Raw genomic sequence first — 18,847 nt, 5'->3', positions numbered from 1 at the left:
AGTGCGGGCGCCGTAGCGCGGGCCCCGTAGTGGAGGGAATGCTTCCGGGAACGGGCCGCGGAACCCGGTGGATCTTCGTCGGAGGGTCTCCGTAGGATCCGGCCATGACCGAGAACCTGACGCGCGCCACCACCGCCGAGACCATCTCCGACGGACCCGGCAGCCGGATCACGCTGCTCACCGACACCGACCAACTGACCTGCAACACCGCGAGCTTCGAGGTGGGAGCGGCCGGCGCCCCCGTGCACTTCCACACCAAGGCGACCGAGTTCTTCCACGTCACCGACGGCCGGCTCGACGTCCTCGTCGGCGACGAGGTGCACACCCTCGGCAAGGGCGACTTCCTCAGCGTCCCCCCGGGCGTCAAGCACGCCTTCGCCCCCGCCGCCGGACACACGGCCGAGGTCTTCGTCGGCTTCACGCCCGGCATGGGCCGCTTCGACTACTACCGCCTCCTCGGCCGGGTCCGCGCCGGCGAGGCCACCGTGCAGGACATCATCGACAGCCAGCCGGTGTACGACAACCACTACGCGCAGAGCGATGCCTGGGCCGGCCGCGCCGACCGCAGCGCCGAGGCGTAGACCTCGTCGGCGCCGAGCCAGCGCAGCTCCTCCGCGAGCAGCTCGGCGCTCGTGCGCACCTTCAGGGCGACCGTCCGGTCCGGCCAGCCCGGCAGCACCAGCGCGGCCAGCGCCCCGGCCGGCCGGTCGACCCGGACCTCGCCCGCGGCGGTGTCCATCCGGACCCGGGTGATGACCGGCCCCTCGGTGGTGACCCGCTCCACCGGCACCCCGAGCCGCCACTCCAGCCAGCGCGCCAGCAGTTCGGCGCTCGCGTTGCCGTCCTCGCTCTCCACGGCGGCGCCCGTCACCCCGGACACGTTCTGCTCGAAGGCGGCCGCCAGCAGGGTGCGCCACACCGTGAGCCGGGTCCAGGCCAGGTCGGTGTCGCCGGGGGCGTACGAGGTGGCCCGCCGCGCCAGCGCGCCGACCGGGTCGGGCGCCGCCTGGGCGTCGGTGATCCGCCGCTGCGCCAGCCGGCCGAGGTCGTCGCGGGCGGGATCGTCGGGGGCGTCGGCCGGCCACCACGCCACCACCGGCGCGTCCGGCACCAGCAGCGGCAGCACCACCGAGGCGGCCTGCGAGGTGAGTTCGCCGTGCAGGCGCAGCAGTACGATCTCCCCCGACCCGGCGTCGGTGCCCACGCGCAGCTCGGCGTCGAGGCGGGTGCGGTGCGGCCGCTGGGGGCCGCGCGCGGTGCGCTTGATCACCGCGATGATGCGGCAGGGGTGTTCGCGGGAGGCCTCGGAGGCCGCGCGTACGGAGTCGTAGGCGTTCTCCTCGTCGGTGACCACGACGAGCGTCAGTACCAGCCCCATCGTGGGGCTGCCCACGGCTCGGCGGGCCGCGAGGAGCGCCCGGTCTATCTTGCTGGACGTGGTGTCGGTCAGTTCGGTCCGCATGCCCCGAGTCTGTCAGCGGCTGCCGTACGTCCGGCACCCGGTTCCCTGGATTCCGCCTGGACCCGCGGGGGCGGGCCGCGTCAGCGGCGCCGCCGGGCCGTGCCGAAGAGGGAGCGGGAGATCTCCCGGCCCAGCTGGGTGCCGACCGAGCGGGCGAGCGAGCGGAACAGTCCGCTCCCGACCACCTGCTGGGCGAGCGAGGGGTCCGGCTTCGGGGCGGTGCGCGCCGCCTTCTCGGCCGCCTTGGCCTGCTTCTCGGCTGCGGCCGCGGCGGCCGCCGCCTCCGCCTCGGCCTCGGCGGCGGCCTGTTCGGCGCTGATCTTCTCGTACGCCGATTCGCGGTCGACGGGCTCCGCGTAGCGCGAGTACAGCGGGGAGGCCTTCACCGCCCGGTCCAGGGCCGCCGCGTCGACCGGTCCCATCAGCGACCGCGGCGCGCGCAGCCGGGTGGCGGCGACGGGGGTGGGGGCGCCGTTCTCGCTGAGGACCGTGATGACGGCTTCGCCGGTGCCGAGCTGGGTCAGCAGTTCTTCCAGGTCGTAAGGGGAGTTGGGGAAGGTCTTCACCGTGGCCTTGAGGGCCTTGGCGTCGTCGGGGGTGAAGGCGCGCAGGGCGTGCTGGACCCGGTTGCCGAGCTGGGCGAGGACATCGGCCGGCACGTCCTTGGGGGTCTGCGTCACGAAGAACACCCCGATGCCCTTGGAGCGGATGAGCCGGACGGTCTGGGTGATGGAGTCGAGGAAGGCCTTGGACGCGCCGTTGAACAGCAGGTGGGCCTCGTCGAAGAAGAAGACGAGCTTGGGCCGGTCCAGGTCGCCGACTTCCGGGAGGTCGGTGTACAGGTCGGCGAGCAGCCACATCAGGAAGGTGGAGAACAGCTGCGGCCTGTCCTGCACGGCCGGGAGTTCCAGTACGGAGACCAGCCCGCGCCCGTCGGCGGCCGTGCGGAGGAACTCGCCGGTGTCGAACTCGGGCTCGCCGAAGAACGCGCCGGCGCCCTGCTGTTCGAAGGCGGTCAGCGCCCGCAGGATCACCCCGGCGGTGACGGTGGAGAGGCCGCCGATGCCCTTGAGCTCGGGCCTCCCCTGGTCGGAGACGAGGAAGGCGACCACCGCCCGCAGGTCCTTGAGGTCGATGAGCTCCAGGCCCTTGGTGTCGGCGTAGTGGAAGATCAGGCCGAGGGACTGCTCCTGGGTCTGGTTCAGCTGGAGCACCTTGGACATCAGGACCGGCCCGAAGGCGGTGACGGTCGCCCGCAGGGGGATGCCGGTGCCGAGGCCGCCGAGGGAGTAGAACTCGCTCGGGCAGCCGGCGGGCTGCCAGTCCTGGCCGACGTCGGCGGCCCGTGCGCGGACCTTGTCGTTGTCCGTGCCCGGCGCGGAGATCCCCGAGACGTCGCCCTTGATGTCGGCGAGGAAGACGGGCACGCCGTGGGCGGAGAGCTGTTCGGCGATCAGCTGGAGGGTCTTGGTCTTGCCGGTGCCGGTGGCGCCCGCGACCAGGCCGTGCCGGTTGAGCATCGACAGCGGGACGCGGATCTGCCGGTCCGGCAGGCAGGCACCGTCCCAGAGCAGGGCACCCAGTTCGAGCGCGGGTCCGGTGAACGCGTACGCGGCGGCGATCCGCGCGGCCGGGCCGTCCGCGGGGTCCGCGGGGTCCGCGGGGTCCGCCGGAACGGCGGGGTCGGTGCTCGGACTCATGCATCACTCCCGTAATAGCCCCGTGTGCCACTTTTGCACCGACGGCGCGAGGCTGCGCCCGCAGGCGCGGGCCCGGTAGGCTTTCCGTGTGATCTTCAAGCGCATCGGAAGCGGGCGGCCGTACCCCGACCACGGCAGGGAAACCACCCGGCAGTGGGCGGACGTCGCCCCGCGCCCGGTCCGGCTCGACCAGCTCGTGACGACCAAGGGCCAGCTGGACCTCGAAACGCTGCTCGCCGAGGACTCCACCTTCTACGGCGACCTCTTCGCCCACGTCGTGAAGTGGCGGGGCGACCTGTACCTGGAGGACGGGCTGCACCGCGCGGTGCGCGCGGCCCTCCAGCAACGCCAGGTGCTGCACGCGCGCGTCCTGGAAATGGACTGATTGCGCCTTTCGGGTCGGCCTTGGCCGATCAATAGATCATTTAGTAGGCATCGTTCCGGTACGGCACTACGCTGCGCCCCATGAGCATGCTCACTCCCCCCGGCATGGGCGGAAAGTACCGCGTCACGGGAGCTGCCTACCCCCGCATGAGCCGGCCCCGGCGACGCCGCAAGGTCGTGTTCGCCCTGCTCGGATCGCTCCTCGCGCTGGCCCTGCTCGGTTACGGGGGACTCCAGCTCATCGGCGTCTTCCGGGGCGACGGCAAGCGGAACGCGGCAGCGGCGGGCAAGGACTGCCCCACGGCGTCCCCCGGCGCGGGCAAGGCCGCGAAGGCCGTGAACACGGGGTCAGGCCCCGGCGCGGCTCCCTCGGCCCCTCCCGCGGCCGCGCTCCCCCAGCCCGGTCAGATCACCGTCAACATCTACAACGCGACCCCGCGCGCCGGACTCGCCAAGGCGGTCCGCGACGAGCTGGAGAAACGCGGCTTCGTCATCGGCCAGGTCGGCAACGCCCCCGCCGGCTTCGACAAGAAGGTCCCCGGCGCCGGGATACTGGTCGGCTCACCGCGGACCGACAAGGCCGCGTACTCCGTGCTCGCCGCGCAGCTCACCGGGGTCACGACCCAGACCGACGCGCGCGAGGGCGGCGACATCGACCTGATCCTCGGCGACTCCTTCAAGGAACTCACCGCGAAGGCGGACGCGGACAAGGCGCTGGCCGCCCTGGCCAACCCCGTGCCCGCGCCCGCCGGGAAGTGCTGAGGCGGGCGGACCCGCCGTACGGCTATTCCGCCGAGCCGTACATGCGGTCGCCCGCGTCACCCAGGCCCGGCACGATGTAGCCGAGTTCGTTGAGCCGCTCGTCCACGGCGGCCGTCACCACCGTCACCGGCGTGCCCGCCAGCGCGCGCTCCATGACCTCGACGCCCTCGGGCGCGGCCAGCAGCACCACGGCGGTCACGTCGTCGGCGCCGCGCTTGATGAGTTCCTGGATCGCGGCGACCAGCGTGCCGCCGGTGGCCAGCATCGGGTCGACCACGTAGACCTGACGGCCGGAGAGGTCCTCGGGCATGCGCGTCGCGTACGTGGAGGCCTCCAGGGTCTCCTCGTTGCGGACCATGCCGAGGAAGCCCACCTCGGCGGTCGGCAGCAGCCGCACCATGCCGTCCAGCATGCCGAGACCGGCGCGCAGGATCGGCACGACCAGCGGGCGCGGGTGCGAGAGCTTGACGCCCGTGGTCGGGGCGACCGGGGTCTCGATGTCCGCCTGCTCGGTGCGCACGTCACGCGTGGCCTCGTAGGCGAGGAGCGTCACCAGCTCGTCGGCGAGCCGGCGGAAGGTGGGCGAGTCGGTGCGCTTGTCGCGCAGCGTGGTGAGTTTGTGCGCCACCAAGGGGTGATCGACGACCTGCAAACGCACAACATCCTCCAAGACTCAGCCGGGCTTCGACCTGCGATCTGCGACCTGCGACCCTGCTACCTGCGAAACCGGTCGCCTGTTCGCGACCCACTGGCAAAAGGCTACGCGGTGGGACGGGCGCCGCGCGCCCGTGCCCGGCCCGCACCGGGCCCGCGCCCGGCCGTGCCCGGCCCGGGACACGCCCGGGAGCGGCCCGAGGTGCGGCCCCCGGCGGCGCCCGGGACCCTGGGGTGATGACCCACGCACCCGTGATCGCGGCCGTCGACGGATCCGAGCACAGTCTGCGCGCCCTGGAATGGGCCCGCACGGCCGCGCTGCGCCACGGCACCGGCCTGTTGGTCGCCCATGTGCTCCCCGAGGCGTCCCAGTTGTACGCGGGCCGCCGCTCGGCGCTGCACGATCCGAACGAGCCCGAGCAGTACGCCGACCCGGTGGGCGACCACGTGCGCGGCCTCCTGGAAACCGCCCCCGAGCTGCCCCCGGAGGTCCGCTACGAGGCGCTGGAGGGCTCGGTCCCCGAAGCCCTGCGGGTGATCGCCGCCGAGAGCGCGCCGCTGATGCTGGTCATGGGCTCGCGCGGGCGCGGCGGGTTCGCCGCGCTGCTGCTCGGCTCCAGCAGCCGGGCCGTCGCCACCACCGCGACCTGCCCCGTCGTGGTCGTCCCGCATGCGGACCGGGAGGCCGGGGGCGCCGCCTCGCACCCCTCCGCCGGCCGCGTGGTGCTCGGGCTGCACGCCGCGGAGACCCCGGACGACGTGGTGGACTTCGCCTTCGCCGAGGCCGCCGCGCGGGGGACCGCCCTCCAGGTGGTCTCCGCGTACGCCCTCCCGCCCGGTCCGACGATGGTGATCGACAGCCCCTTCGCGGTGATCCCGCCCGAGGCGCTGGCCGACGGCGGCGACGGCATCCCCGCCGAACGGGAGATGCTGCGCTCCCAGACGGAGCGCCTCGCCCCGGTCCGGGCCCGGTACCCGGACGTGCCCGTCGAACAGGCCGCCGTGCCCGGGGACGCGGCCGGACGGCTGGTGGAGGCGTCCCGGGCGGCCGCGCTCGTCGTGGTGGGCCGCCACCACCCGCGCCGGCGCTCCCTGCTGATGGGCTCGGTCGCGAACGCGCTGCTCCAGCACGCGCACGGCCCGGTGGCCGTCGTACCGACCCTCCACGACGACGCGGACGAGGCCTGACCTGGGCCGTCCTGCCGAAGGGTGGCATCAAACGCGCCACCCGGGGGAAGGTGGGTCCGGGGGGACTGCTTCGCGCCGGCGGAGGAGGACGACCGGACCAGCCGTGGGTGGTGGCCGATGCCCGACACGCAGCCGAACGAGACCAGCACGAGGGACGGGAGCGACGGAAGCAGCGGGAGTGACGGGATCGCCGGGAGCGAGGCGTACGAGGCGTACGAGACCCCGGAGACGGCGGCGCAGCGCAGGGCGCGGCGCGCCCAGTTCCTGCGCGACCTGAACGAGGCCCGGGAACTGCGCGACCGGGTCCAGCCACGGCGCGCCCGCGCGGCCCGGATGCGCCAGCAGATGCGGATGCGCACCTTCCGTTGGTGACCGCGCGCGGACCCGGGCGCGGACCCGGTTTCGCGTCCGCCGCGCGCCCGCCCCTCCTCCGTCCCTCACCCGTCCCGCCCCTCTTCCCCCGCCGGCCGCCCGCCGTCCCCCCTGCGTCTCCCTGCGTCTCCCGCCGGCCCCGCAACCGGCCCCGCAACGGGCGCCGCGACACGGCCGCCGCGCCGAAGACCTCTCGCAAAGCCGCTGTTTCTGCCACGATGCCGATTGGGCGGGGTAAGGACCGGCGAGCGTCACGGCCGTTCCCACCCCAACCTCCGGCCGGGGGGACCTCCAACCGGCACACCTATGACCAGTGGGAGAGTCACGGTGTATTTCGCCGCACTGCTCGCGCGCACCGAAGACGGGTGGGAAGCGAGCGACATGGAACTCGACAACGTCGAGTCCCTCAGTGATCTGATCGATCTCGCCCGGTCCGCCGCTGTCGACGACGACACGGTGGTCGCCCTCATCGAGCAGGAGGACGCGTGGTTCGGCGTCATCCGCGTGGACGGGGAGGAGGACCCTCGGTACTACGTGTCGAACGCCTCCGCCGCCGACCGCAGCTCGTACGGCTCGATGCTGACCAAGGAGCTGCTGGGCAACGATGAGGAGGACGACGATCTCGACGTACTGGATCTGGACGGGACCGAGGACGGCGAGGACGAACCGGTCGCCGCGTTCACGGACGCCGGGGACGACGACGCGGACGACGAGGTGGGAACCGGGGCCGAACCGCTCCCGGCCGGCCCGCTCGGCGACCCCCGGCTGCTGGACGACCTCGGAGTCGGCCACAAGGAACTGATGTCCCTCGACGGAGACGCCCTCTCGGAGATCGCCGACTCGCTCGGCGCCACCGAGGTACTGGAGGCCGTCCGCTAGTGATCGCCGTGCACGACACCCCGTACGACCACGATCCCGTACGGGATCCCTGGCGGGACTCCATGCGCCTGGCGCTGGAGCAGGCCGCCCTGGCGGTACCGGCCGGCGACGTGCCGGTCGGTGCCGTCGTGCTCGGCCCGGACGGAGAGCTCCTCGCCGCCGGGCACAACGAGCGCGAGGCGGCCGGCGACCCGACGGCGCACGCCGAGGTACTGGCGCTGCGCCGGGCGGCCGCCCGGCTCGGGGAGTGGCGGCTGACGGGGTGCACCCTCGTGGTGACCCTGGAGCCGTGCGTGATGTGCGCGGGCGCGCTCGTGCAGTCACGGGTGGCGAGGGTCGTGTACGGCGCGGGGGACGAGAAGGCGGGCGCGGCGGGGTCGCTCTGGGACCTCGTGCGCGACCGCCGGCTCAACCACCGGCCCGAGGTGATCCGCGGGGTGCTGGAGCAGGAGTGCGCGCGGCAGCTGACGGAGTTCTTCCGGGAGCGGTGAGCGGGGCCACTCCGTCCGGAGTTGCAAAGCACTCCCCGCCATCGGCTAGGATCTATCTCGGTAGTGTGTCCGAGTGGCCGAAGGAGCTCGCCTCGAAAGCGAGTATGGGGCAACCCATCGGGGGTTCAAATCCCTCCACTACCGCACTTGACGAGGGCCCCGGTTCGTACGAACCGGGGCTCTCGCGCATGCCCGCCGTGACCGGCCGACGGCTCGGCCGTTGTCACGGCATGAACAAGACCCAGCGCATCCTCGCCGCCATCGCCCTCGCGGGGGCCGCCGCGGGCTTCGCCGCACCCGCCGCCTCCGCCGCGGGCATCGCCCCCCTCACCCTCCCGGACCTGCCGACCGCCACCCCGGACATGCCGGCGGGCGCCCAGCCGCGGTCCGTCCAGGAGATCGGCTCGAAGGTCAGCGCGGGTGCCAACCAGCTCAACCAGCTGATGGAGCTGCCGAACCAGCTCGCGCCCGTGATCGCACCCGTCCAGCCCATCGCCGACCTGGCCGGGGCCATCGAATAGCTCCCGTACCGGAGGACCGGACGGGCGTACGGACGACCGGGGCGCACGGACCCATCACGCGAAGAAGGCCCCGACCGGAGTCGGGACCTTCGACGTGGGGGACGGGGGAAGTGGCATCGGGGGGACAAGCCACTTCCCCCGGTGAGGACGGAACCTGCCAGCCCGAGCCGCAGTCAGGGGGGAAGCTTGCGGCTCGGACCCCGCAGTGAGGTCCTGTCCCTCACCCACCGATTTCCTGCCAGAACCGGTGGGCTCTCCTCAATCCTGCGCTGTCCGCAACCCGGCACCCAGCGGCAAAGGACCCGTCCCCCCGGGTCATTGGTCCTTAAAGGGCAGGTGAGTGCCAGAACTTGACCGGTTAGACTCCACCGACTTTGCAGTAGCCGGTTGGGGAGGCCGACACCGTTCATGGACACCAAGAAGCTCATCACGGGCGTCCTCACCGTGTTCGTCCTCTTCGTGATCATCACCCAGCCGAAGCGGGCCGCCGAGATGGTGGGAATAGGCTTCCAGGGCATATCGGATGCGGCCTCCGGTATCGGCGAGTTCATCACCGAACTGGTGAACTGAACCCGTACGCTGAAGCGGTTTCCGGACTTCCCGCCCCCCACTCCGACGGATGGGGGGTCTTTTGCATTCCCGCCATTCGAGCAAATTGCCCACATATGCAGAAGTTGCCCTCAACACGTGGTTATACGGTGCTTGCACACAGTGCACATGTCTTGTGATGCTATGACCGCTTTTGACGGATAGTTGACTGAAGGGGTGGCGTGACCGTGCCGGCCAGTACTGCGCCTCAGGTGCCACCCCAGCAGGAGTCCCAGCAGGAACCCCCGCCGCACGCGCTCGCGCCCCGGCAGGAGCCCCGCCAGGAGCAGCACGAGGAGCCCCCGGCCCCCCAGGCGCCACCGGTGCCGCCGAGACCTCAGGGCCGGGGTGCGGACACCCGGGCCCTGACCCAGGTCCTCTTCGGCCAGCTGAAGGGGCTGCAGCCGGGCACCAGCGAGCACGACCGGGTGCGCGGGGCCCTCATCGAGGCGAACCTTCCGCTGGTGCGGTACGCGGCGGCCCGCTTCCGCAGCCGCAACGAGCCGATGGAGGACGTCGTCCAGGTCGGCACCATCGGCCTGATCAACGCCATCGACCGGTTCGACCCGGAGCGCGGGGTCCAGTTCCCCACCTTCGCCATGCCGACGGTCGTCGGCGAGATCAAGCGGTACTTCCGGGACAACGTCCGCACCGTCCACGTCCCGCGCCGCCTCCACGAGCTGTGGGTGCAGGTCAACGCCGCCACCGAGGACCTCACCACCCTCCACGGCCGGACCCCGACCACCGCCGAGATCGCCGAGCGGCTGCGGATCGGCGAGGACGAGGTGCTGTCCTGCATCGAGGCCGGCCGCAGCTACCACGCGACCTCGCTCGAAGCCGCCCAGGAGGGCGACGGCATGCCCGGCCTGCTCGACCGGCTCGGGTACGAGGACCCCGAGCTGGCCGGCGTCGAACACCGTGACCTCGTCCGCCACCTGCTGGTCCAGCTGCCCGAACGGGAGCAGCGGATCCTGCTGCTGCGGTACTACAACAACCTCACCCAGTCGCAGATCAGCGCCGAGCTGGGGGTCTCCCAGATGCACGTGTCGCGGCTGCTCGCCCGGAGCTTCGCCCGTCTGAGATCCGCAAACAGGATCGAGGCCTAACCGGATCGGGTGGAGGCGCTCCCGCGTTTCCCTACAGAACCGGCTCATTCCGCTCGGTCGGCCGTCTGTCACTGGAGATACTTGTCGACATGACGCTACAGCGTGTTGCCGACATGTGACATTCTGCTGGAACCGCGTTTGCCGCAGCCCCGCCTCCGGTATTCAGGTGGAGGCTGCGTTCCTCCGACGGGCGCGCAGAGAACGCGACCGTCCGCGACCTCAAGGGGGTGGCATGTCCGTAGACCAGGGCAGCTCCAAGGTGCTCACGCTCGTCAAGCGCGAGACTCCGGCAGTGTCCGACCGCTCGGAAGCCATCGACACCCGCACCCTCTCCCGCACCCTCTTCCAGCGACTCGCCGCCCTGGACGCGGACAGCCCCGACCGAACGTACGTACGCGACACCCTGATCGAGCTGAACCTGCCGCTGGTGCGTTACGCGGCGGCCCGGTTCCGCAGTCGCAACGAGCCGATGGAGGACATCGTCCAGGTCGGCACCATCGGCCTGATCAAGGCGATCGACCGGTTCGACTGCGAACGCGGCGTGGAGTTCCCGACGTTCGCGATGCCGACCGTCGTGGGCGAGATCAAACGATTCTTTCGAGACACTTCCTGGTCCGTCCGCGTCCCGCGCCGGCTCCAGGAACTGCGCCTGGCGCTGACGAAGGCCAGCGACGAGCTCGCCCAGAAGCTGGACCGGTCCCCGACCGTGCCGGAGCTGGCCGCCGTGCTCGGCGTCTCCGAGGAGGAGGTGGTCGACGGGCTCGCCGTCGGCAACGCCTACACGGCCTCCTCGCTCGACTCGCCCTCCCCGGAGGACGAGGGCGGCGAGGGCTCCCTCGCGGACCGTCTCGGGTACGAGGACACCGCGCTGGAGGGTGTCGAGTACCGGGAGTCCCTGAAGCCGCTGCTGGCCAAACTCCCGCCCCGGGAGCGGCAGATCATCATGCTGCGCTTCTTCGCGAACATGACCCAGTCGCAGATCGGCGAGGAGGTCGGCATCTCCCAGATGCACGTCTCCCGGCTGCTGACGCGCACGCTGGCGCAACTGCGCGTGGGCCTCATCGGGGAGTGAGCCGGAGCGGCACCGCGGGGTTCACATTTGACATGACGTCAGGAAAACTGGCGCGATGCGAACGGGATCCCGCACCACGCTCGCCCTGACCCTCGCCCTGTGCGGCACGGCCGCCGCCGCCCTCACCGGCTGCGGTGGACCGGCCCGGGACGGCTACGTCGCCGTGGGCGCGGCCGGCCCCGGCCCCGAACGGGGCGCGGGGCAGAACGTGGCACCCCAGGAGCGGGTCGAGTTCCAGACCCTGCCCCCGGCCGCGTCGGCCGCCGAGGCTTCGACGGCCTCCACGCCTTCTCCGTCTTCTACGTCGCCCGGCGCACCGGGGTCCGGGCCCGGTGCGGGCTCCGCCCCGGGCGGAGGGACGGCCACCGGCCCCGGCGGCTCCGCGGCACCCCCCGGCACCCCGCCGGCTCCGGGCACCCCGACCACGCCGGACCCCTCCGGGGGCGCGGGCGGCTCGGGCGGCTCGGGTTCGGGCGGCTCGGGCGGCTCGGGCGGCTCGGGCGGCTCGGGTTCGGGCGGCTCGGGCGGCTCGGGCGGCTCGGGCGGCTCCGGTTCGGGCGGCACACCGGGCACCCCGGCCACTCCCGGCACTCCCAGCGCGCCCGGCACGAAGCCGGGTACTCCGCCGCCCCCGCCGCCGCCCGCCACCGCGGCCCGGATCACACTCGGCACCCCGGCCCGCGCGGCCACGTCCGAACGCTGGTGCGAGCGCGTCACGGTGACGTTCACCAACACCGGCGGCACCGCGGCCCGTTCGGGCACGGTCGGCTTCGCGACCCACATCATCGGCGCCCTCGGCGTCGACTGGGCCACGATCACCACCAGTCAGCCGCTGCCCGCCCCGATCGCCGGGGGCACGTCGAAGACGCAGACCTACACGGTCTGCGTGGAGTCCTGGCGGGTCCCCCTGGGCATGCACGTGGACACCCGGAACGTCACGGCCACCTGGAGCTGAGGCCCGGCCGGTCAGCCGGTCAGCCGGTCAGCCGGTCAGCCGACGACCATCCACACGGCGGCCCCCAGCACCAGGACCAGCGCGACGGCCAGCGCCACGCCCACGCCGCGCCTGGAACCGGAGGACTCCTTCGCGCGCCGCCGCGCGCCCGGCACGGACGGGGTGCGGGCCGGTTCGGCCTCCTCCACGAACGCCCGGAACATCTGTGTGCTGCCCGCGGGGTCGTAGGTGCCCTCGGGCTCAGGTGAGTTGTGGTTCGCAGCCATGGCTCAGGACCCTAACGGCTTTTCCGATTCCTTTACCGGCGGACCCCCCGGATTAATTTGCCTGTAGCAACCATTCGCTCCTATGGTTGCCCCAAGCAACGAGATGGGAGACGGTCCGGTGACCACACGGACGGCGCGGAGCACCACCCGGTACGAGGAGCTGGCCCGCCAGCTCACCGGGGTCGGTGCGGTCAAGCGCGACCTGGCCCGGATCCTGCCCCCGGACTGCCCGCCCGGCGCGGCCGCCGTCCTCACCGTGCTCGACCGGCACGGCGAGATGAGGCTGAGCCGCCTGACCGAGTTCATGGCCGTCGACATCTCGGTGTCGAGCCGGCACGTCGCCCATCTGGCGGCCCGTGGCTGGATCGACCGGGAGACCGACCCCGGAGACGGCCGCTGCCGGATCCTGCGCCTCACCGCCGCGGGCCGCGCGGTGCTCACCGAACTGGGCGCCCGCTACACGGACGCGCTGGAGAAGGCGCTCACCGGCTGGTCCCCCGAAGACATCGACGCACTCAACACCCTGCTGGCCCGACTCCGATCGAGCTTCTAGACAAAAGGAAACCCATGGCTACGACCACACCCCACGGTGTGCGGGGAGGCGGCCGGCCGGAGACCACGTCCGACGGCGCGCCCATGACCCACGCCCAGATCATGAAGGCGCTGTCCGGGCTCATGCTCGGCATGTTCGTGGCGATCCTGTCCTCCACGATCGTCTCCAACGCCCTGCCCAAGATCATCAGCGACCTCGGCGGCACCCAGTCCTCCTACACCTGGGTCGTCACCGCCGCCCTGCTGTCGATGACGGCCGCCACCCCGCTCTGGGGCAAGCTCTCCGACCTCTTCAGCAAGAAGCTGCTCGTCCAGATATCCCTGGTCATCTACGTCCTCGGATCCGTCGTGGCGGGCCTGTCCCAGAACACCGGCACGCTCATCGCCTGCCGCGTCGTCCAGGGCATCGGCGTCGGCGGCCTCTCCGCCCTCGCCCAGATCGTGATGGCCGCGATGATCTCCCCGCGCGAGCGCGGCCGTTACAGCGGCTACCTCGGCGCGGTCTTCGCCGTCGGCACCGTCGGCGGCCCGCTCCTCGGCGGCGTCATCACCGACACCGCGTGGCTCGGCTGGCGCTGGTGCTTCTACGTCGGCGTGCCCTTCGCCGTGATCGCGCTGATCGTCCTCCAGAAGACCCTGCGGCTCCCGGTGGTCCGCCGCGAGGTCAAGGTCGACTGGCTCGGCGCCTTCCTGATCAGCGGGGCCGTGTCCCTGCTGCTGATCTGGGTCACCCAGGCGGGGACCTCGTACGACTGGCTCTCCTGGCAGACCGCGGCCATGGTCGGCGGCGCCGTGGCGCTCGGTCTGCTCTTCCTGCTCGTCGAGTCCCGTGCGAGCGACCCGATCATTCCGCTGCGCCTCTTCCGCAACAAGACCATCAGCCTGGCCTCGGCCGCCTCGCTCTTCGTCGGCATCGCGATGTTCTCCGGCACGGTCTTCTTCAGCCAGTACTTCCAGCTGGCCCGCGGCGAGTCCCCCAGCATGTCGGGCATCCTCACCATCCCGATGATCGGCGGCCTCTTCGTCTCCTCGACGGTCTCCGGCCAGATCATCACCAAGACCGGCCGGTGGAAGGCGTGGCTGGTCGCCGGCGGCGTCCTGCTGACCGCCGGACTCGGACTGCTGGGCACCCTGCGCCACGACACCGCGTACTGGCACATCGCGGTCTTCATGGCGCTGACCGGCCTCGGTCTCGGCATGATGATGCAGAACCTGGTCCTCGCCACCCAGAACCAGGTGGCCCCCGAGGACCTCGGTGCCGCCAGCTCGGTCGTCACCTTCTTCCGCTCGCTCGGCGGCGCCGTGGGCGTCTCCGCGCTCGGCGCGGTCATGGCCAACCGGGTCACCCACTATGTCAAGGACGGACTGGCCGAGCTCGGCCCGAAGGCCGCCGCCATGGGCCACGGCGGCACCGCCGGCGGGGGCATCCCCGACCTCGACAAGCTGCCCGCGCCGTTCCGCACGGTCATCGAGTCCGCGTACGGGCACGGCGTCGGCGACGTCTTCCTCTACGCCGCGCCGTTCGCGCTGCTCGCCCTGGTGCTGGTGGTCTTCATCAAGGAGGTCGCCCTGAAGTCGAGGCCGGCCGCCCACGCACCGGCCGCCGAGGGCTCCACCGAACTCCCGGCCCAGGTCACGGAGACCGCCACCACGAAGGTCCCGGCCCCGTAGGCGACGCAGGACCGGCGGACCGGAAGGACGCGGGGACGAGGCACGAACGTGTCCCGTCCCCGCGTCCTTCCGCCGTCCGCCCCCGTCACCGAGGGCTGCGGCCCGGCCCGCCGCCACCGGCTCTGGCCCGGGCCTTGGCCTCGATCCCCGCGATCAGGACGTCGAGGGCCAGGCCGAAGTCCGCCTCGGGCGCCCGCCGGGCCGTCGCGGCGCAGCCGTGCAGGAACTGCGAGACCGCCAGGTGCGCGCCGGTCCGGCCGGGATCCGCCAGGCCGGTGGCGTCCAGCAGCCGCTGGAGGGCGGCGTCGAAGGCCCGCGCGTGCGGGCCGATGTTCGGGTAGGCCACGCTCAGCGGGGCCACCCACGGATGCTCCGCCAACAGCCTCCGGTACCCGCGCGCCAGACTGCGCAGCCGGCCCGGCCAGCCCTCCTCCGGGGGCGGTCCGGAGGGCAGCCGCTGCTGGCCCAGGGCACTGTCCAGGGCCAGTTCGAGCAGGTCGTGCTTGGTGTCCACGTACCAGTAGAGGGACATCGCGGTCACCCCGAGCTGGGAGGCCAGGCGCCGCATGGAGAACCGGTGCAGCCCCTCCGCGTCGAGGAGGCGCACGGTGGCGGCGGTGATCCGCTCCCGGTCCAGCCCCGACGGTGCCTCGCTGCGGCGTCTGGCGTGGGCGGCGGGCCCGGCAGCCAGCCACACACTGGTCCTGGTCCCGCCCGGATCGGCCTCGGTCGCCATGGAGGCACCCTCCTCGCCACAAGGGGATCAGCCCGGAATGCCCGGTCCGCCCTCTTGATGCTAGGGGGTTGACCGCCCGTCCCAGCGGGATCAGGACGAGCCGGCCGAAGGAGCCGTCAGGTCGTAGAAGGTGACCCCGTCGATGGTGGTGGCCTCGAACGCCCCCTTCACCCAGGCCTCGATGGCGCTGCCCACGGCCCCGCCCGGCCCGCCGCCGCCCTCGCGCGCCCCGCCGGTGCCCGAGGCGATGAACCAGTGGATCCGCCCCGCCTTCACGTACTCCCGGAAGCGCTCCGGCGTCGGGGAGGGGTCGCTCCCGTTGAACCCGCCGATCGGCATCACCGGCGCGCCCGAGGCCAGCTGGTAACTCGCCGCGTTCTGGCTGCCGATGGCCGCCGCCGCCCAGGTGTAGCGGGAGGAGTCGGTGCGCAGCGCGGCCGTCGCGGCGGCGCCGACCCGGGTGCCGCCCAGCAGCCCGCCGGGACCGCCCGTGCCACCGCCGGCGCCCGGGCCGCCCCGGCCGCCGAGGCCGCCGGGTGCGGCGGGTGCGGCGGGGCCACCCGGTCGTGCGGTCGCTCCCGTGCCGCGGGGCATGCCCTGCGGTGCGCCCTGCGGTAGCCCTCGCGGTGCGCCCTCCCCGCCGGGGCCGAAGCGGCCCGGTGTGCCGCCCGGGCCCCGGAAGCCGCCCGGGCCGCCATGGCCGCCCGCCACCGCCGGACCGGCCGTCACGATGGAACCCGTGTGCCCGGAGGCGACGGTGGTCAGGCAGTACGCGAACGGCCCCGCCAGCGCCGCGCCCAGCCCGAGGGCGGCCACCGCGAGCAGCGCCCGGTGGCCCAGCCGGGCGGCGAACGGCAGTGCGGCCGCCGCGGCCAGACCGGCCGCCAGCACCGTCCAGCGCAGCCACGGCAGGTACCCGGTGGCCCGGCCGAGCAGGACGTAGGCCCACCACGCGGTCAGGGCGAGCGTTGCGGACAGGGTGAGCGCGGCGGCCCGCCCGCCGCGTTCCTCCCAGAGCACGGCCACGCCCATACCGGCCAGCGCCGCCACGAAGGGGGCCAGCGCGACGGTGTAGTACTCGTGGAAGATGCCCTGCATCCAGCTGAACACCACGGCGGTGATCAGCAGGGACCCGCCCCAGGCGACGAAGGCCGCGCGGGCCATCCCCTCCAGCGAGTCGGTGGCCCGCCGGGCCCGCCAGGTCACCACCAGTCCGGCCACCAGGAACACCAGGGCGGCGGGCAGCAGCCAGGAGATCTGGCCGCCGATGTTGGCCGAGAACAGCCGGTCGATGCCGGTCTCCCCCCAGCCGCCGCCCCCGGCGCCGCCGGGGCCGCCGCCTCGGGCCGCCCCGCCGCCGACGCTGCCCGTCTCGTTGCCGCTGATCCGGCCGAGGCCGTTGTAGCCGAGGGTCAGCTCCAGGAAGGAGTTGTTCTGCGAGCCGCCGATGTACGGCCGGGAGGCGGCGGGCCACAGCTCCACCACCGCAACCCACCAGCCGCCGGCCAGCACCGCGGCCAGCCCGGCCGCCAGCAGCTGCCCCAGCCGGCGGCGCAGCCGCGTCGGCGCGCAGACGGCGTAGAGGACGGCGAGCGGCGGCAGGATCACGAACGCCTGGAGGGTCTTGGTCAGGAAGCCGAACCCGACCGCGACACCGGCCCAGACCAGCCACCGGGTGTGCGCCCCCTCCAGGGCGCGCAGTACGCAGTACACCGTGACGGTGAGCAGCAGGGTGAGCAGGGCGTCGGGGTTGTTGAACCGGAACATCAGCGCGGCGACGGGTGTCAGCGCGAAGGCGGTTCCACTCAGCAGGGCGGCCGCCGCGCCGAACTGGCGGCGGACGGCCGCGTACAGGACGGCGGTGGTGGCGACGCCCATCAGGGCCTGCGGCACGAGGATCTGCCAGGAGCCGAGCCCGAAGAGCCGGACCGACAGGGCCATCGGCCACAGGGCGGCCGGGGGTTTGTCGACGGTGATCGAGTTCCCGGCGTCGGAGGAGCCGAAGAAGAAGGCCTTCCAGCTCTCGGAGCCGGCCTGGACGGCGGCGGAGTAGAAGGAGTTCGCGTAGCCGGAGGAGCCCAGGTTCCACAGCAGGAGCAGGGCGGTGGCCAGCAGCAGGACGGTGTACGCGGGCCGTTCCCAGCGGGGCCGGGGGTCCGCGCGGCGGACGGCGGCGGGCAGCGGGGCGGCGGGCGGGAAGAGCGGGAGCGCGGCCGTGGTCACGGACCCTCCTCGGTCGTGGGGGAGGTGCGCTCGGGGAAGACCCAGGCGCGGAAGAGCAGGAAGCGCAGCACGGTGGCCGCGAGGTTGGCGGTGATCAGGACGGCCAGTTCGGTGCTGTGGGCCGGTTCGGCGCCGGCCGCTCCCAGCGCGGCGAGCGAACCGCTGGTCAGGGCCAGTCCGATGCCGAACACCACGAGCCCCTGGGCCTGGTGGCGCACCGCCCGGGCCCGCCCGCGCACCCCGAAGGTGAGCCGGCGGTTGGCGGCGGTGTTGGCGACGGCGCACAGCAGCAGCGCGGCCGCGTTCGCCGCCTGGGGGCCCGCCGCGCCCCGCAGGGCGGAGTAGAGCAGCAGGTAGAGCAGGGTGCTCAGGACGCCGACGGCGCAGAACCCGAGCAGCTGCCGGGCCAGCCCGCGCGGCACCCCGGGCAGGGCGACGCGGTCGCGCGGGTCGTCCCCGAAGGGGCGGACGAGCCGGTCGAGCGGGAGCGCCCCGACGGCCAGGGCCCGGCCCACCCGCCAGACCCCCTTGAGGTCCTCGGTGGCGGTGCGCACGAGGTGGACGCTGGAGTCGGGGTCGTCGACCCAGTCCACCGGCACCTCGTGGATCCGCAGCCCGGCCCGCTCGGCGAGCACCAGCAGCTCGGTGTCGAAGAACCAGCCGGAGTCCTCCACCAGGGGCAGCAGCTCCTGGGCGACCTCGCGGCGGATGGCCTTGAACCCGCACTGGGCGTCGCTGAACCGGGCGGCGAGCGAGGAGCGCAGCAGCAGGTTGTACGCGCGGGAGACGAACTCCCGCTTCGCGCCCCGCACCACCCGCGCGGAGCGGGCCAGCCGGGTGCCGATGGCCAGGTCGGAGTGGCCGGAGATGAGCGGGGCCACCAGCGGCAGCAGTGCGTTCAGGTCGGTGGAGAGGTCCACGTCCATGTACGCGAGGACGGGTGCCTCCGAGTCGCTCCACACGGTGCGCAGGGCGCGGCCGCGGCCCTTCTCCTCCAGCCGTGTGCCCCGTACCTCGGGGAGCGCGGTGGCGAGGGCGGCCGCGACCTCGGGGGTGCGGTCGGTGCTCGCGTTGTCGGCGATGGTGATGCGGAAGGGGTAGGGGAAGGTGCGGGTGAGGTGGGCGTGCAGGCGGCGCACGCAGGGGCCGAGGTCCTCCTCTTCGTTGAAGACCGGGATGACCACGTCGAGTACGGGCACGCCGGGCAGTGGCGCGAGGGGCGCCCGGGCCGGAAGAGCCCCGGGGCAGGCGTCGGTTGACATGCT

Annotated in this window: 21 protein-coding genes and 1 tRNA gene; 15 read left to right on the top strand and 7 right to left on the bottom strand. The window is 73.0% G+C overall.

Annotated features, from left to right (window positions below; genetic code table 11):
• The first annotated feature begins 104 nt into the window (after positions 1-104).
• Positions 105-581: a cupin domain-containing protein gene (locus ACFYYT_RS27545; RefSeq protein WP_351825955.1), complete on the top strand. Its 477-nt coding sequence runs from the start codon at positions 105-107 to the stop codon at positions 579-581.
• Here the strand turns inward: ACFYYT_RS27545 and opcA are convergent.
• Together opcA and ACFYYT_RS27535 are read right to left on the bottom strand one after the other, a co-directional pair.
• Positions 527-1,462: a glucose-6-phosphate dehydrogenase assembly protein OpcA gene (opcA, locus tag ACFYYT_RS27540; RefSeq protein WP_351825956.1), complete on the bottom strand. Its 936-nt coding sequence runs from the start codon at positions 1,460-1,462 to the stop codon at positions 527-529. The genes ACFYYT_RS27545 and opcA overlap by 55 nt on opposite strands.
• Before the next feature lie 80 nt (positions 1,463-1,542).
• On the bottom strand, positions 1,543-3,162 hold the full coding sequence (locus ACFYYT_RS27535) for a helicase HerA-like domain-containing protein (RefSeq protein WP_351825957.1): 1,620 nt from the start codon (positions 3,160-3,162) through the stop codon (positions 1,543-1,545).
• A gap of 88 nt (positions 3,163-3,250) precedes the next feature.
• Here ACFYYT_RS27535 and ACFYYT_RS27530 point away from each other — a divergent pair, with 88 nt between their 5' ends.
• Together ACFYYT_RS27530 and ACFYYT_RS27525 are read left to right on the top strand one after the other, a co-directional pair.
• On the top strand, positions 3,251-3,547 hold the full coding sequence (locus ACFYYT_RS27530; RefSeq protein WP_030010424.1) for a type II toxin-antitoxin system VapB family antitoxin: 297 nt from the start codon (positions 3,251-3,253) through the stop codon (positions 3,545-3,547).
• 80 nt (positions 3,548-3,627) lie between these two features.
• On the top strand, positions 3,628-4,308 hold the full coding sequence (locus ACFYYT_RS27525; RefSeq protein ID WP_351825958.1) for a LytR C-terminal domain-containing protein: 681 nt from the start codon (positions 3,628-3,630) through the stop codon (positions 4,306-4,308).
• Positions 4,309-4,330: 22 nt separating this feature from the next.
• Here ACFYYT_RS27525 and upp read toward each other — a convergent pair whose 3' ends face one another.
• Positions 4,331-4,966: a uracil phosphoribosyltransferase gene (upp, locus tag ACFYYT_RS27520; RefSeq protein WP_351825959.1), complete on the bottom strand. Its 636-nt coding sequence runs from the start codon at positions 4,964-4,966 to the stop codon at positions 4,331-4,333.
• A gap of 233 nt (positions 4,967-5,199) precedes the next feature.
• Here upp and ACFYYT_RS27515 point away from each other — a divergent pair, with 233 nt between their 5' ends.
• The 10 genes from ACFYYT_RS27515 to ACFYYT_RS27470 all read left to right on the top strand — a co-directional run bounded on the left by ACFYYT_RS27515 (position 5,200) and on the right by ACFYYT_RS27470 (position 12,134).
• Positions 5,200-6,150 carry a universal stress protein gene (locus tag ACFYYT_RS27515; RefSeq protein ID WP_351825960.1) on the top strand — a complete coding sequence of 317 codons (951 nt, stop codon included), beginning with the start codon at positions 5,200-5,202 and terminating at the stop codon, positions 6,148-6,150.
• A gap of 117 nt (positions 6,151-6,267) precedes the next feature.
• Positions 6,268-6,522, top strand: a complete 255-nt coding sequence (locus ACFYYT_RS27510; protein ID WP_351825961.1) for a hypothetical protein — start codon at positions 6,268-6,270, stop codon at positions 6,520-6,522.
• A 327-nt stretch (positions 6,523-6,849) separates the two neighbouring features.
• A complete protein-coding gene (locus ACFYYT_RS27505; protein WP_351825978.1) occupies positions 6,850-7,401 on the top strand; it encodes a hypothetical protein in 552 nt (183 codons plus the stop codon).
• 62 nt (positions 7,402-7,463) lie between these two features.
• Complete coding sequence (gene tadA / locus ACFYYT_RS27500; RefSeq protein ID WP_351825979.1) at positions 7,464-7,892, top strand: tRNA adenosine(34) deaminase TadA; 429 nt, start codon at positions 7,464-7,466, stop codon at positions 7,890-7,892.
• A 59-nt stretch (positions 7,893-7,951) separates the two neighbouring features.
• Positions 7,952-8,036 (top strand) — tRNA-Ser (locus tag ACFYYT_RS27495).
• Positions 8,037-8,122: 86 nt separating this feature from the next.
• Positions 8,123-8,413, top strand: coding sequence for a hypothetical protein (locus tag ACFYYT_RS27490; RefSeq protein ID WP_351825962.1), 291 nt, complete (start codon positions 8,123-8,125; stop codon positions 8,411-8,413).
• 408 nt (positions 8,414-8,821) lie between these two features.
• Positions 8,822-8,983 (top strand): hypothetical protein, encoded by a 162-nt coding sequence (locus ACFYYT_RS27485; protein WP_164720920.1) that lies wholly within the window; start codon positions 8,822-8,824, stop codon positions 8,981-8,983.
• Positions 8,984-9,189: 206 nt separating this feature from the next.
• On the top strand, positions 9,190-10,107 hold the full coding sequence (locus tag ACFYYT_RS27480; RefSeq protein WP_385322584.1) for an RNA polymerase sigma factor SigF: 918 nt from the start codon (positions 9,190-9,192) through the stop codon (positions 10,105-10,107).
• Positions 10,108-10,339: 232 nt separating this feature from the next.
• Entirely contained in the window at positions 10,340-11,179 is an 840-nt protein-coding gene (locus ACFYYT_RS27475; protein ID WP_351825964.1) for an RNA polymerase sigma factor SigF, read from the top strand.
• Positions 11,180-11,234: 55 nt separating this feature from the next.
• Entirely contained in the window at positions 11,235-12,134 is a 900-nt protein-coding gene (locus ACFYYT_RS27470; RefSeq protein ID WP_388609575.1) for a hypothetical protein, read from the top strand.
• 35 nt (positions 12,135-12,169) lie between these two features.
• On the opposite strand, the gene ACFYYT_RS27465 is transcribed toward ACFYYT_RS27470, so the two are convergent.
• Entirely contained in the window at positions 12,170-12,400 is a 231-nt protein-coding gene (locus tag ACFYYT_RS27465; protein ID WP_351825966.1) for a hypothetical protein, read from the bottom strand.
• 103 nt (positions 12,401-12,503) lie between these two features.
• Here ACFYYT_RS27465 and ACFYYT_RS27460 point away from each other — a divergent pair, with 103 nt between their 5' ends.
• Positions 12,504-12,953 (top strand): MarR family winged helix-turn-helix transcriptional regulator, encoded by a 450-nt coding sequence (locus ACFYYT_RS27460; RefSeq protein ID WP_351825980.1) that lies wholly within the window; start codon positions 12,504-12,506, stop codon positions 12,951-12,953.
• 14 nt (positions 12,954-12,967) lie between these two features.
• Positions 12,968-14,623: an MDR family MFS transporter gene (locus ACFYYT_RS27455; RefSeq protein WP_351825967.1), complete on the top strand. Its 1,656-nt coding sequence runs from the start codon at positions 12,968-12,970 to the stop codon at positions 14,621-14,623.
• A gap of 85 nt (positions 14,624-14,708) precedes the next feature.
• Here the strand turns inward: ACFYYT_RS27455 and ACFYYT_RS27450 are convergent, their stop codons facing one another.
• The 3 genes from ACFYYT_RS27450 to ACFYYT_RS27440 all read right to left on the bottom strand — a co-directional run bounded on the left by ACFYYT_RS27450 (position 14,709) and on the right by ACFYYT_RS27440 (position 18,844).
• A complete protein-coding gene (locus ACFYYT_RS27450) occupies positions 14,709-15,359 on the bottom strand; it encodes a TetR/AcrR family transcriptional regulator C-terminal domain-containing protein (protein WP_351825968.1) in 651 nt (216 codons plus the stop codon).
• Between the two features lie 90 nt (positions 15,360-15,449).
• Positions 15,450-17,582, bottom strand: coding sequence for a glycosyltransferase family 39 protein (locus tag ACFYYT_RS27445; protein WP_388609572.1), 2,133 nt, complete (start codon positions 17,580-17,582; stop codon positions 15,450-15,452).
• A complete protein-coding gene (locus ACFYYT_RS27440) occupies positions 17,579-18,844 on the bottom strand; it encodes a dolichyl-phosphate beta-glucosyltransferase (protein WP_351825969.1) in 1,266 nt (421 codons plus the stop codon). Before ACFYYT_RS27440 ends, ACFYYT_RS27445 begins: the two co-directional genes overlap by 4 nt.
• Between the last annotated feature and the right edge of the window lie 3 nt (positions 18,845-18,847).

The sequence above is a fragment of the Streptomyces sp. NPDC002032 genome, assembly GCF_042890765.1.
Taxonomy (GTDB): domain Bacteria; phylum Actinomycetota; class Actinomycetes; order Streptomycetales; family Streptomycetaceae; genus Streptomyces.
This window is presented reverse-complemented; position numbering and strand designations above follow the sequence as displayed.